12 protein-coding genes are annotated in these 12,726 nt (G+C 70.3%); 11 read left to right on the forward strand and 1 reads right to left on the reverse strand.

Going from position 1 to position 12,726, the window contains the following annotated elements; genetic code table 11:
• Positions 1 to 100: 100 nt before the first annotated feature.
• Positions 101 to 958, reverse strand: coding sequence for a C40 family peptidase (locus KYY02_RS00845; protein WP_371235430.1), 858 nt, complete (start codon positions 956 to 958; stop codon positions 101 to 103).
• Positions 959 to 1,840: 882 nt separating this feature from the next.
• On the opposite strand from KYY02_RS00845, the gene KYY02_RS00850 reads away from it, so the two are divergent.
• The 11 genes from KYY02_RS00850 to nuoK are packed head-to-tail and all read left to right on the forward strand — an operon-like array spanning position 1,841 to position 12,723.
• Positions 1,841 to 2,200: an NADH-quinone oxidoreductase subunit A gene (locus tag KYY02_RS00850; RefSeq protein WP_003974383.1), complete on the forward strand. Its 360-nt coding sequence runs from the start codon at positions 1,841 to 1,843 to the stop codon at positions 2,198 to 2,200.
• A 12-nt stretch (positions 2,201 to 2,212) separates the two neighbouring features.
• Complete coding sequence (locus KYY02_RS00855) at positions 2,213 to 2,767, forward strand: NuoB/complex I 20 kDa subunit family protein (RefSeq protein WP_371235431.1); 555 nt, start codon at positions 2,213 to 2,215, stop codon at positions 2,765 to 2,767.
• Positions 2,764 to 3,516, forward strand: a complete 753-nt coding sequence (locus KYY02_RS00860; RefSeq protein WP_371235432.1) for an NADH-quinone oxidoreductase subunit C — start codon at positions 2,764 to 2,766, stop codon at positions 3,514 to 3,516. The genes KYY02_RS00855 and KYY02_RS00860 overlap by 4 nt, the downstream gene beginning before the upstream one ends.
• On the forward strand, positions 3,513 to 4,844 hold the full coding sequence (locus KYY02_RS00865; protein ID WP_371235433.1) for an NADH-quinone oxidoreductase subunit D: 1,332 nt from the start codon (positions 3,513 to 3,515) through the stop codon (positions 4,842 to 4,844). Before KYY02_RS00860 ends, KYY02_RS00865 begins: the two co-directional genes overlap by 4 nt.
• The gene (nuoE, locus tag KYY02_RS00870; protein ID WP_371235434.1) at positions 4,841 to 5,710 is read left to right on the forward strand and encodes an NADH-quinone oxidoreductase subunit NuoE; all 870 of its coding nucleotides are present in this window, start codon (positions 4,841 to 4,843) and stop codon (positions 5,708 to 5,710) included. Before KYY02_RS00865 ends, nuoE begins: the two co-directional genes overlap by 4 nt.
• Positions 5,710 to 7,059 (forward strand): NADH-quinone oxidoreductase subunit NuoF, encoded by a 1,350-nt coding sequence (gene nuoF / locus KYY02_RS00875; protein ID WP_371235435.1) that lies wholly within the window; start codon positions 5,710 to 5,712, stop codon positions 7,057 to 7,059. The genes nuoE and nuoF overlap by 1 nt, the downstream gene beginning before the upstream one ends.
• Positions 7,056 to 9,584: an NADH-quinone oxidoreductase subunit G gene (locus KYY02_RS00880; protein WP_371235436.1), complete on the forward strand. Its 2,529-nt coding sequence runs from the start codon at positions 7,056 to 7,058 to the stop codon at positions 9,582 to 9,584. The genes nuoF and KYY02_RS00880 overlap by 4 nt, the downstream gene beginning before the upstream one ends.
• The gene (nuoH, locus tag KYY02_RS00885) at positions 9,581 to 10,954 is read left to right on the forward strand and encodes an NADH-quinone oxidoreductase subunit NuoH (protein WP_371235437.1); all 1,374 of its coding nucleotides are present in this window, start codon (positions 9,581 to 9,583) and stop codon (positions 10,952 to 10,954) included. Before KYY02_RS00880 ends, nuoH begins: the two co-directional genes overlap by 4 nt.
• Complete coding sequence (gene nuoI, locus KYY02_RS00890) at positions 10,947 to 11,588, forward strand: NADH-quinone oxidoreductase subunit NuoI (RefSeq protein ID WP_371235438.1); 642 nt, start codon at positions 10,947 to 10,949, stop codon at positions 11,586 to 11,588. The genes nuoH and nuoI overlap by 8 nt, the downstream gene beginning before the upstream one ends.
• Positions 11,585 to 12,427, forward strand: a complete 843-nt coding sequence (locus KYY02_RS00895; RefSeq protein WP_371235439.1) for an NADH-quinone oxidoreductase subunit J — start codon at positions 11,585 to 11,587, stop codon at positions 12,425 to 12,427. Before nuoI ends, KYY02_RS00895 begins: the two co-directional genes overlap by 4 nt.
• Positions 12,424 to 12,723, forward strand: coding sequence for an NADH-quinone oxidoreductase subunit NuoK (gene nuoK / locus KYY02_RS00900; protein WP_030401737.1), 300 nt, complete (start codon positions 12,424 to 12,426; stop codon positions 12,721 to 12,723). The genes KYY02_RS00895 and nuoK overlap by 4 nt, the downstream gene beginning before the upstream one ends.
• The last annotated feature ends 3 nt before the right edge of the window (positions 12,724 to 12,726 follow it).

Consider the following 12,726-nt stretch of genomic DNA (forward strand, 5'->3'; position numbering starts at 1 on the left):
CGATTCGGGCCATCGGGCGATCCCGGTCCGGTGTGCGGGGACGGTGAAGGGCCGCTGCCCCCGAGCGGCAGCGGCCCTTCGCTCCATGACGGGGCGCGGCTCAGAGCACGCGCACGGCACCCGAGGCGGGGTAGCCGGAGAGGTCCTGGATGACGACGCCCTTGGAGGGGTTGGCGGCGTCCAGGTACTGGCCGCCGCCGATGTAGACGCCCACGTGGTACGCGGAACCCTTGCCGCCCCAGTAGAGGATGTCGCCGACCTGGAGGTTGGACAGCGAGACGTCGGTGCCGACCATCGACTGGTCCTGCGAGACGCGCGGCAGGTCGACGCCGACCTGCTTGAACGCGGCCTGCACCAGGCTGGAGCAGTCCCAGGCGTTGGGGCCCGAGGCGCCCATGACGTAGGCGTCGCCCACCTGCGCCTTGAGGAAGGCGATGACCGTCGCGACGCTGCCGCCGGTGGGCGCGGAGACGGTGGCGGTGGCGGTGGTGGTGGTGGTGGTGGTGGCGGTGGTCGCGGTGAGGGCGGCGCGCTCGGCGTCGCGGGCGGCGCGCTCGGCGGCGGCCCTGCGGGCCTCCTCGGCGGCCTTCTTCTTCGCCTCGGCCTTCTTCTTGGCCTCGGCGAGGTCGGCCTCGGCCTCCTTCGCGGCCTTCTCCGCGGCCGCGTCACGCTCGGCCCGCAGCTGGTAGTCCGCGGCGACCTGCTGGGTGGCCTCCGCGGACTGGGCGACCTGAGCGGCGAGGTCGGCCGTCAGGGTCGGCAGTTCGAGGGTCTGCGTCACCGGCTCGGCAGCGTTCGCCGAACCCGACGCCCCGGCCACTGCCAGAGTGCTGAGGACGCCACCGGCGACTCCGGCCCGCATCGCCCTCGCGGTCGGGGCGGTGCGGCGGGGCTTCCGGTGGCTGCGTATGTGAGCGGTGTGGGACATGGGAACAACCGGTACCAGGCGTTGCTTCATATCTTCAAGAAACGTGGGCTGCGCCACAATTGTTCAACCAGGGCTCCGAATCCCGGGCGTGTCGCCTTTTATTGACGCCCTAACGGACATTGCGGGCGCCCGTGACCGGCCCGTGATCACGCACTTTCATCGTTTCGCCCGAATTGCCCCGCACTTACCACCGGTTGGACCGATCGGCCAACCCCTCCTCTCATGCGCCTCTCATGAACGTGACGGAGGTCACGGAACGATTGCCCACGCCATGGCGTCGGGGTGGCCGGCCGTGCTTGGGCCGTTCGCGCTTGGGGTCGGTTGCGCCCGGGGCGGCCGTGCTTGGGTCGGTCGCGCTTCGATCGACCGCGCTCCGGTCGGCCGTCGGACCGACGGGGACGCCGACGGCCGGGGGGCCGGAGCGCGTCGCCGGGACTTCGTGAACGCGTGCACACGTCCACATCCCGCCCTCGATCCCCTCCGAGGGGTGAACGGCCCTCTATCAAGAGATCGAGTCCAGCACCAATTTGCATGCACGGGAAGCCTCTTGATATGGAGACGCGCCGCTTGAGCTGCGCCGACCAGGCAGAATGTCACCTTTGGTGACCGCTTGAATGCTTGGCGTGTGAAGATCGCTGCTCATCCGACTTCATGATCGTTCGTCAGGTGGTGGAGATCACAAAGCTTGTGCGATACCCCGTGTCGCAGATCACAGACCCACAGGCATAAGATGCGGAGCGGTTGGGCTTGTGACCTGCTTCACATGTTCTCGATCTTCGCCGGGGCGGGCGTGGTTCGTGGGGCTGACGAGGCGGGGCCGGCCCGCTGCACGACCTCCCCCAGGGGCTCGGCTTCGCTCGCCCCCAGGGGGACCCCATTGCAGTCAGTGCCGACTGAGAGGAGCGAGGAGCGGTGAACGCGTATGCGCCCATCCTCGTACTGGGAGCCCTCGGGGCAGGCTTTGCGATCTTCTCCGTGGTCATGGCCACGCTGATCGGTCCGAAGCGGTACAACCGCGCCAAGCTCGAGGCGTACGAGTGCGGTATCGAACCGACCCCCACGCCGGCCGGCGGCGGGCGCTTCCCCATCAAGTACTACCTGACGGCGATGCTCTTCATCATCTTCGATATCGAGATCGTCTTCCTCTACCCCTGGGCCGTCACCTTCGACGCCCTGGGGATCTTCGGGCTCGTGGAGATGCTGCTCTTCGTGCTCACCGTCTTCGTCGCGTACGCGTACGTGTGGCGGCGCGGCGGCCTGGAATGGGACTGAGGGGCTTTGGCCATGGGACTCGAAGAAAAGCTGCCGAGCGGATTCCTGCTGACCACCGTCGAGCAGGCCGCGGGCTGGGTGCGCAAGTCGTCCGTCTTCCCCGCCACGTTCGGCCTCGCCTGCTGTGCCATCGAGATGATGACCACCGGCGCCGGCCGCTACGACCTGGCGCGCTTCGGCATGGAGGTCTTCCGCGGCTCACCGCGGCAGGCGGACCTCATGATCGTCGCCGGGCGGGTCAGCCAGAAGATGGCTCCGGTGCTGCGCCAGGTCTACGACCAGATGCCGAACCCCAAGTGGGTGATCTCCATGGGGGTCTGCGCCTCCTCGGGCGGCATGTTCAACAACTACGCGATCGTGCAGGGCGTCGACCACGTCGTTCCGGTCGACATCTACCTCCCCGGCTGCCCGCCCCGCCCCGAGATGCTGATGGACGCCATCCTCAAGCTCCACCAGAAGATCCGGACCTCCAAGCTCGGCGTGAACGCCGAGGAGGCGGCCCGCGAGGCGGAGGCGGCGGCGCTCAAGGCCCTGCCCACGATCGAGATGAAGGGGCTGCTGCGATGAGCGACGCGAACGGCGCGGGCGGGCCGGACGGGGTGAACCCGGAGAAGGACCTGTCCGCCGAGAACCTTCCCGGACAGCGTGGACAGGGTGGGGAGGAAGTCCGGGTCCAGCGCGGCATGTTCGGCGCCGACAACGGCGGCGACACCTCCGGCTACGGCGGACTGGTCCGCTCGGTCCGGCTCCCGGGACCGGCGGCCCGCCCCTACGGCGGGTGGTTCGACGAGGTCGCCGACGAGCTGGAGGGAGCTCTGGAGGAGCAGGACCTGCTCCCGGAGAACGTCATCGGGAAGACGGTCGTCGACCGCGGCGAACTCACCTTCCACATCGAGCGCGAGCACCTGGTCCGGGTCGCGAGGACCCTGCGCGACGACCCCGCCCTGCGTTTCGAGCTGTGCACCGGCGTCAGCGGCGTGCACTACCCGAACGACAGGGGCCGCGAGCTGCACGCCGTCTACCACCTGCGCTCGATCACCCACAACCGGCTGATCCGCCTCGAGGTCAGCGCCCCCGACAGCGACCCGCACATCCCGTCGCTGTTCTCGGTCTATCCGACGAACGACTGGCACGAGCGCGAGACGTACGACTTCTTCGGCATCGTCTTCGACGGCCACCCGGCCCTCACGCGGATCATGATGCCGGACGACTGGCAGGGCCATCCGCAGCGCAAGGACTATCCCCTCGGCGGCATCCCCGTCGAGTACAAGGGCGCCCAGATCCCGGCTCCGGACCAGCGGAGGTCGTACTCATGAGCACGTCGCACGCATCCGCCGCCTCGGCGCGCGAGACCACCGAGGGAACCGTCTACACCGTCACCGGCGGCGACTGGGACGAGGTCGTCGAGACCGCGGCCCGCACCGACGACGAGCGGATCGTCGTCAACATGGGTCCGCAACACCCGTCCACCCACGGGGTGCTCCGGCTGATCCTGGAGATCGACGGCGAGACGGTCACCGAAGCCCGCTGCGGCATCGGCTACCTCCACACCGGCATCGAGAAGAACCTCGAGTACCGGACGTGGACCCAGGGCACCACGTTCGTGACGCGCATGGACTACCTGACGTCGTTCTTCAACGAGACGGCGTACTGCCTCGCGGTCGAGAAGCTCCTCGGCATCGAGGACCAGGTGCCCGACCGGGCCTCGGTCATCAGGGTGCTCCTGATGGAGCTGAACCGGCTCTCCTCCCACCTGGTGTGCATCGCCACCGGCGGCATGGAGCTCGGCGCCACCACGATCATGATCTACGGATTCCGTGATCGTGAACTCATTCTCGACCTCTACGAGCTCATCACCGGGCTCCGGATGAACCACGCGTACATCCGTCCCGGCGGACTCGCCCAGGACCTGCCGCCCGGCGCGGTGGACCGGATCCGCGAGTTCGTGAAGACGATGAGGAAGAACCTCCCGGAGTACGACAAGCTCGCCACCGGGAACCCCATCTTCAAGGCCCGCATGCAGGACGTCGGCTACCTGGACCTGGCCGGCTGCATGGCCCTCGGCGCCACCGGCCCGATCCTGCGCTCCACCGGCCTGCCGCACGACCTGCGCAAGGCACAGCCGTACTGCGGCTACGAGACCTACGACTTCGAGATCCCGACCGCCGACACCTGCGACTCCTACGGCCGCTTCCTGATCCGGCTGGAGGAGATGCGCCAGTCGCTGCGCATCGTCGAGCAGTGCCTGGACCGGCTCCAGCCCGGACCGGTCATGGTCGCCGACAAGAAGATCGCCTGGCCCGCCCAGCTCGCCCTGGGGCCGGACGGACTGGGCAACTCCCTCGACCACATCAGGAAGATCATGGGCAGCTCCATGGAGGCCCTGATCCACCACTTCAAGCTGGTCACCGAGGGCTTCCGGGTCCCGCCGGGACAGACGTACGTGGCGGTCGAGTCGCCCAAGGGCGAGCTCGGGGCGCACGTCGTCTCCGACGGCGGCACCCGCCCCTACCGGGTCCACTTCCGTGACCCGTCCTTCACCAACCTGCAGGCCATGGCGGCGATGTGCGAGGGCGGCCAGGTCGCCGACGTCATCGTCGCCGTCGCGTCCATCGACCCCGTGATGGGAGGCGTCGACCGGTGACCACCTCTTCTTCCGAGCGGTCCGAGCGGGGCGTCGGCCTGGGCATGCCCGAACTGCCCGCGCCCCCCTACCCGGACGACGTCCGGGCCCGGCTAGAGGCCGACGCGCGCGAGGTCGTCGCCCGCTACCCGGACTCCCGGTCCGCCCTCCTGCCGCTGCTGCACCTCGTGCAGTCGGAGGAGGGCCACGTCACGCGCACCGGGATGCGGTTCTGCGCGGAGACGCTGGGCCTGACCACGGCCGAGGTGACCGCGGTCGCCACCTTCTACACCATGTACCGGCGCCGGCCGAGCGGCGACTACCAGGTCGGGGTGTGCACCAACACCCTGTGCGCCGTCATGGGCGGCGACGCGATCTTCGAGGAGCTCCAGGAGCACCTGGGCGTCGGCAACGGCGGGACCACCGACGACGGCAAGGTCACGCTGGAGCACATCGAGTGCAACGCGGCCTGCGACTTCGCGCCGGTGGTGATGGTCAACTGGGAGTTCTTCGACAACCAGACCCCCGAGAGCGCCAAGCGCATGGTCGACGACCTGCGCGCCGGCCGCCCGGTCGCGCCCACCCGCGGGGCGCCCCTGTGCACGTTCAAGGAGACCGCCCGCATCCTGGCCGGCTTCCCCGACACGCGCGAGGGAGCCGTCGAGGCCACCGGCAGCGCGGGACCCGCCTCGCTGATCGGCCTGAAGCTGGCCAAGGGGGAGGCCGCGCCCGCGCGTGTGGTGCACCCGCGCGGTGAGGCGCCCCGGGACACCCCGCCGCACGATCCGTCGCCCACCGAGCACCTCAGCTCGCACGACGCGCCGCAGGACACATCGGCCTCCGACCCGTCCCACCCGGCGGGTCCCGTCGCCGAGGAGGGGGAGTGATGACCTTGGCACCCGAACTCAAGGACATGAGCCCACAGAAGCTGCTCGCACCCGTGCTGTCGGCCTTCTGGGACGAGGACGCGTCCTGGACGCTGGGCGTCTACCGGAGGCACCAGGGGTACGAGGGGCTGCGCAAGGCGCTCGCCATGTCACCGGACGACGTCATCGCGTACGTCAAGGAGTCCGGCCTGCGCGGGCGCGGCGGCGCCGGCTTCCCGACGGGCATGAAGTGGCAGTTCATTCCCCAGGGGGACGGCAAACCCCACTACCTGGTGGTCAACGCCGACGAGTCGGAGCCCGGAACGTGCAAGGACATGCCGCTCCTCTTCGCGAACCCGCACAGTCTCATCGAGGGCATCGTCATCGCCTGCTACGCCATCAGGTCGTCCCACGCCTTCATCTATCTGCGGGGTGAAGTCGTCCCCGTGCTGCGGCGGTTGCACGAGGCCGTGCGCGAGGCCCGCGCGGCCGGCTTCCTCGGCGAGGACATCCTGGGCAGCGGACTCGACCTCGAACTCACCGTGCACGCGGGCGCGGGCGCGTACATCTGCGGCGAGGAGACCGCACTGCTCGACTCGCTCGAGGGCCGCCGGGGCCAGCCGCGGCTCCGTCCCCCCTTCCCCGCGGTCGCGGGCCTCTACGCGTGCCCCACCGTGGTGAACAACGTCGAGTCGATCGCGTCGGTTCCCGCCATCATGAACCGGGGCAAGGAATGGTTCCGCTCGATGGGCAGCGAGAAGTCCCCCGGCTTCACGCTCTACTCCCTCAGCGGCCACGTCGCCAACCCCGGACAGTACGAGGCGCCCCTCGGCATCACGCTGCGCCAGCTGCTGGAGATGAGCGGCGGGATGCGGCCGGGACACCGGCTGAAGTTCTGGACGCCGGGCGGCTCCTCGACGCCGATGTTCACCGACGAGCACCTCGACGTCCCCCTCGACTACGAGGGAGTGGGCGCCGCGGGTTCCATGCTCGGCACGAAGGCCCTGCAGTGCTTCGACGAGACGACCTGCGTCGTCCGCGCCGTCACCCGCTGGACCGAGTTCTACGCCCACGAGTCCTGCGGCAAGTGCACGCCCTGCCGCGAGGGCACGTACTGGCTGGTCCAGCTGATGCGGGACATCGAGGCCGGCAAGGGGCGGACGGCCGACCTCGACAAGCTGAACGACATCGCCGACAACATCAACGGCAAGTCCTTCTGCGCCCTCGGCGACGGCGCCGCCTCGCCGATCTTCTCCTCGCTCAAGTACTTCCGCGAGGAGTACGAGCAGCACATCACGGGCCGGGGCTGCCCCTTCGACCCGGCCAGGTCCACGGCCTGGGCCGACCACCGTACGGAGGTGAACGCATGACTGTTCAGCAATCCGACAGCGGCTCTGCCGCGGGCCAGCGCTCCTCCGGCGGAGGAGAAGCCGCGGTCCCGCCCGAGGACCTCGTGACGCTGACCATCGACGGCGCCGAGATCAGCGTGCCCAAGGGCACCCTGGTCATCCGGGCCGCCGAGCAGCTCGGCATCGAGATCCCCCGGTTCTGCGACCACCCGCTCCTCGACCCGGCGGGCGCCTGCCGCCAGTGCATCGTCGAGGTCGAGGGCCAGCGCAAGCCCATGGCGTCCTGCACCATCACCTGCACCGACGGGATGGTGGTGAAGACGCAGCTCTCCTCGCCGGTCGCGGAGAAGGCCCAGAAGGGCGTGATGGAGCTGCTGCTCATCAACCACCCGCTGGACTGCCCGGTCTGCGACAAGGGCGGCGAGTGCCCGCTGCAGAACCAGGCGATGTCGCACGGCAACGCCGAGTCCCGCTTCGAGGGCAGGAAGCGCACCTACGAGAAGCCCGTCCCGATCTCCGCACAGGTGCTGCTCGACCGCGAGCGGTGCGTGCTGTGCGCCCGCTGCACCCGGTTCTCCCAACAGATCGCGGGCGACCCGATGATCGAGCTGATCGAGCGGGGCGCGCTCCAGCAGGTCGGCACCGGCGAGGGCGACCCCTTCGAGTCGTACTTCTCCGGCAACACCATCCAGATCTGCCCGGTCGGCGCGCTCACCTCGGCGGCGTACCGGTTCCGCTCCCGCCCCTTCGACCTGATCTCGTCGCCGTCGGTGTGCGAGCACTGCTCCGGCGGCTGCGCCACCCGCACCGACCACCGGCGCGGCAAGGTCATGCGGCGGCTCGCCGCCCACGACCCCGAGGTCAACGAGGAGTGGGTCTGCGACAAGGGACGCTTCGCGTTCCGGTACGCGCAGCTGAGGGACCGCCTCGACACGCCGCTGGTGCGCAACCCGGAGGGCGAGCTGGAGCCGGCGTCCTGGCCGGACGCGCTGCAGATCGCGGCACAGGGCCTGCTGGCCTCGCGCGGGCGCACCGGTGTCCTGACCGGCGGCCGGCTCACCGTCGAGGACGCCTACGCGTACAGCAAGTTCGCGCGGGTGGCGCTCGCCACCAACGACATCGACTTCCGCGCGCGCGTGCACAGCGCCGAGGAGGCCGACTTCCTCGCCGCGCAGGTCGCGGGACGCGGCCGTGACCTCGACGGCACGGGCGTCACGTACGCCTCCCTGGAGAAGGCGCCCGCGGTCCTGCTGGTCGGCTTCGAGTCCGAGGAGGAGGCCCCCGGCGTCTTCCTGCGGCTGCGCAAGGCCTGGCGCAAGCACGGGCAGAAGACCTTCGCCCTGGCCACGCACGCCACGCGCGGGCTCGAGAAGGCCGGCGGCACGCTGCTGCCGGCGGCCCCCGGGACCGAGACCGAGTGGCTGGACGCCCTGTCGAGCGGCGTCGGGCTGGAGGGCGACGGGGCCAGGGCCGCCGAGGCGCTGCGGGGCGAGGGCGCGGTCGTCGTCGCCGGCGAGCGGCTGGCCGCCGCACGGGGCGGCCTGACCGCGGCCGTCCGGTTCGCCGCCGCGACCGGCGCCCGGCTGGTGTGGATCCCGCGCCGGGCCGGGGAGCGCGGCGCCGTGGAGGCGGGCGCGCTGCCGGCGCTGCTGCCCGGCGGCCGTCCGTCGACCGACCCGCGCGCACGCGCGGAGGTCGCCGCCCTCTGGGGCCTGGCCGAGCTGCCCCACCGCTACGGCCGCGACACCGGACAGATCGTCGAGGCGGCGGCACGCGGTGAGCTCCAGGCGCTGCTGGTCGCGGGCGTGGAGGTCGCCGACCTGCCCGATCCGGCACGCGCGCGTGCCGCACTCGCCGAGGCCGGGTTCGTGGTGTCGCTGGAGCTGCGGCCCAGCGAGGTCACCGCACTCGCCGACGTGGTCCTGCCGGTCGCCGCGGTCGCCGAGAAGGACGGCACCTTCCTCAACTGGGAGGGCAGGGTCCGCCTGTTCGAGGCGGCGCTCAAGCCCGACCAGATGACCCGGCGGCCCGCGCCCACCGACGCGCGCGTGCTGCAGATGCTGGCCGACGCCATGGACGTCCACCTGGGGCTGCCGGACCTGCGCACGATCCGCGCGGAGCTCGACCGGCTCGGCGCCTGGGACGGCCCCCGGGCCACCGACCCGCTGGAGACCGCGGGCGTGCTGCCCCGGCCGGCCGCCGGGGAGGCCGTGCTCGCCGGGCACCGGCTGCTGCTCGACGAGGGCGTCCTGCAACGGGGCGACGAGGCGCTCGCCGGCACCCGGCACGCCGCCCGCGCGCGCGTGTCGGCGGCCACGGCCGCCGAGGCCGGCGTCAAGGACGGCGACCTGCTCGCGGTGACCGGCACCGAGGGGACGGTCGAGCTGCCCCTGGCCGTCACCGAGATGCCCGACCGCGTGGTGTGGCTCCCGCTGAACTCCGTCGGCGGCGGCGTCGCCTCCGGCACCGGGGCACTGCCCGGCTCACTCGTCCGTATCGGCCCGGCGGCCCTCGCCGACGAGACCCCCGAGGAGGTGGAGGCATGAGCCCGTACCTCGCCGCCGAGGACCTCTCGATGTTCGGCCGCGATCCCTGGTGGCTGATCGCCCTCAAGGCGGTCTTCTGCTTCGCCTTCCTGATGGTGACCGTGCTGATCTCCATCGTCATGGAGCGCAAGGTCGTCGCCTGGATGCAGCTGCGCATCGGCCCCAACCGGCACGGCCCCTGGGGCATGCTCCAGTCGCTCGCCGACGGCGTGAAGCTGATGCTCAAGGAAGACGTCGTCGTCAAACGCGCGGACAAGGCCGTCTACGTCCTCGCACCGGTCGTCGCGGCCATCCCCGCCTTCATGGCGTTCGCGGTGATCCCCTTCGGACCGGCCGGCAACGAGATCTCGGTCTTCGGCCAGCGCACCACCATGCAGCTGACCGACCTGCCGATCGCGATGCTGTACATCCTCGCGGTCGCCTCGGTCGGCATCTACGGCATCGTCCTGGCGGGCTGGAGCTCCGGCTCCACCTACCCGCTGCTGGGCGGTCTGCGCTCCTGCGCGCAGATGATCTCGTACGAGATCGCCATGGGCGCGGCGTTCGCCTCCGTGTTCCTGTACTCGGGGTCGATGTCGACGTCGACGATCGTCGAGGCGCAGACCGACCGCTGGTACGTCCTGCTGCTGCCGGTCTCCTTCCTCATCTACGTCGTGACGATGGTCGGCGAGACCAACCGCGCCCCCTTCGACATGCCGGAGTCCGAGGGCGACCTGGTCGGCGGCTTCAACACCGAGTACTCGTCGATCAAGTTCGCGATGTTCATGCTCGCCGAGTACATCAACATGGTGACCGTCTCGGCCGTCGCCGTGACCCTCTTCCTGGGCGGCTGGCGGGCCCCGTGGCCGGTCAGCACGTTCTGGGAGGGTGCGAACCACGGCTGGTGGCCGATGCTCTGGTTCACCGGCAAGCTGCTGACCCTGCTGTTCGGCTTCGTCTGGCTGCGCGGCACGCTCCCGCGGGTCCGCTACGACCAGCTGATGAAGCTCGGCTGGAAGGTCCTCATCCCGGTCTCCCTGGTGTGGCTGATGCTCGTCGCCACCGTGCGGGCGCTGCGGAACGAGGGTTACGACTTCACCGACATCGCGCTCTACGTCGCCGCGGGCGTCCTCGGCCTGCTGCTGCTCTCCTTCGTCGCCGACATGTTCCGGCCGAAGGCGAAGGAGTCCGAGCAGCCCGAGGGCCCGCCCGCCTTCGACCCCATGGCGGGCGGGTTCCCCGTACCGCCGCTGCCGGGACAGGAGGTGCCGCCGGTGCCCCGACGCCGTTCGCGCCGGGAGCGGGAGCTGGTTGTCAGTGGTGCCCCCGATACCCGGAGTGACGAATCTCCGGGCGGATCCACGGATGGAAAGGAGGCGTCCGATGGCTGAGGAGCCCAAGGGGACCGAGCCCGGTTTCCTGAACCCCGTGGCCGGCTTCGGCGTGACCTTCAAGGCCATGTTCAAGAAGCGGCTGACCGAGCAGTACCCGGAGCAGCAGAAGACCACCGCCCCGCGTTTCCACGGACGGCACCAGCTCAACCGCCATCCGGACGGCCTGGAGAAGTGCGTCGGCTGCGAGCTGTGCGCCTGGGCCTGTCCCGCCGACGCGATCTACGTCGAGGGCGCGGACAACACCGAGGAGGAGCGCTACTCGCCCGGCGAGCGGTACGGCCGCGTCTACCAGATCAACTACGCCCGCTGCATCCTGTGCGGGCTGTGCATCGAGGCGTGCCCCACGCGCGCGCTGACGATGACCAACGAGTTCGAGCTGGCGGACTCCAGCCGCGCCAACCTCATCTACACCAAGGAGCAGCTGCTCGCCGGTCTGGAGGAGGGCATGGTCGACTCCCCGCACGCCATGTACCCGGGCACCGACGAACAGGACTACTACCGGGGCCTGGTGACCGAGGCCGCGCCCGGCACGGAGCAGCAGGTCGCCCACTCCAGGGGCGAGGTGGTGCAGGAGGCCGCCTCGACCTTCGGCCCGGAGGAACCGGCGTCGGAGCAGGTGATCAAGCGATGACCGGGCAGCTCGCCGCCTACTCCACCTCCACCGGGGAGGCCTTCCAGTTCTGGGTCCTCGGCACGGTCGCCGTGATCGGCGCCCTGTGCACCGTCTTCATGCGGCGGGCCGTGCACAGCGCGCTCTGCCTCGCCGGCACCATGATCGTCCTGGCGGTGTTCTACCTGGCCAACGGCGCCTACTTCCTGGGCGTCGTCCAGATCGTCGTCTACACCGGCGCGATCATGATGCTGTTCCTGTTCGTGGTGATGCTCGTGGGCGTCACCGCGGCGGACTCCTTGAAGGAGACCATCAGGGGCCAGCGCTGGCTGGCCCTGCTGTGCGGGCTCGGCTTCGGCGCCCTGCTGATCGGCGGGATCGGGAACGCCTCGCTCAGCGAGTTCAACGGCATCGGCGAGGCCAACGCGGGCGGCAACGTGGAGGGCCTCGCGGCCCTCCTCTTCACCAAGTACGTCTTCGCCTTCGAGATCACCGGCGCCCTGCTCATCACGGCCGCCGTCGGCGCCATGGTGCTCACCCACCGGGAGCGCACCGAGCGCGCCAGGACGCAGCGGGAGCTGGCCGAGCAGCGCGTGCGCGAGGGCAAGCACCTGCCGCCGCTGCCGGCACCGGGTGTGTACGCCCGGCACAACGCCGTGGACATCGCGGGCCTGCTGCCCGACGGCACCCCGTCGGACCTCACCGTCAGCAAGACGCTGCGGGAGCGCGGCCAGATCCGTGACGTGTCGCAGGAGGCGATCAACGACCTGCGGGCGATGGAGCAGCGGGCTCAGGAGCGGCTGGGGCGCACCGCGATCGACGCGCCGACCTTCAAGCGGGCCGAGGAGGCGGCGAAGTGAATCCGGTCAACTACCTGTACCTGGCCGCGCTGCTGTTCACGATCGGCGCCACGGGCGTACTGGTCAGGCGCAACGCGATCGTCGTCTTCATGTGCGTCGAGCTCATGCTCAACGCCTGCAACCTCGCGTTCGTCGCCTTCTCCCGGATGCACGGCAACCTCGACGGCCAGATCATCGCCTTCTTCACGATGGTCGTCGCCGCCGCGGAGGTCGTGGTCGGGCTGGCGATCATCGTGTCCCTGTTCCGTTCCCGCCACTCGGCCTCGGTCGACGACGCCAGCCTGATGAAGCTGTGAGGG

Source organism: Streptomyces pimonensis, assembly GCF_041380215.1.
Classification (GTDB): domain Bacteria; phylum Actinomycetota; class Actinomycetes; order Streptomycetales; family Streptomycetaceae; genus Streptomyces; species Streptomyces pimonensis.

Excerpts from the sequence above, each read along its gene's own strand:
- KYY02_RS00865 (WP_371235433.1), top strand. The coding sequence starts at position 3,513 with ATGAGCACGTCGCACGCATCCGCCGCCTCGGCGCGCGAGACCACCGAG.
- KYY02_RS00860 (WP_371235432.1), top strand. The coding sequence starts at position 2,764 with ATGAGCGACGCGAACGGCGCGGGCGGGCCGGACGGGGTGAACCCGGAG.
- nuoH (WP_371235437.1), top strand. The coding sequence starts at position 9,581 with ATGAGCCCGTACCTCGCCGCCGAGGACCTCTCGATGTTCGGCCGCGAT.
- nuoF (WP_371235435.1), top strand. The coding sequence starts at position 5,710 with ATGACCTTGGCACCCGAACTCAAGGACATGAGCCCACAGAAGCTGCTC.
- KYY02_RS00855 (WP_371235431.1), top strand. The coding sequence starts at position 2,213 with ATGGGACTCGAAGAAAAGCTGCCGAGCGGATTCCTGCTGACCACCGTC.
- KYY02_RS00895 (WP_371235439.1), top strand. The coding sequence starts at position 11,585 with ATGACCGGGCAGCTCGCCGCCTACTCCACCTCCACCGGGGAGGCCTTC.
- KYY02_RS00880 (WP_371235436.1), top strand. The coding sequence starts at position 7,056 with ATGACTGTTCAGCAATCCGACAGCGGCTCTGCCGCGGGCCAGCGCTCC.
- nuoI (WP_371235438.1), top strand. The coding sequence starts at position 10,947 with ATGGCTGAGGAGCCCAAGGGGACCGAGCCCGGTTTCCTGAACCCCGTG.
- KYY02_RS00845 (WP_371235430.1), bottom strand. The coding sequence starts at position 958 with ATGAAGCAACGCCTGGTACCGGTTGTTCCCATGTCCCACACCGCTCAC.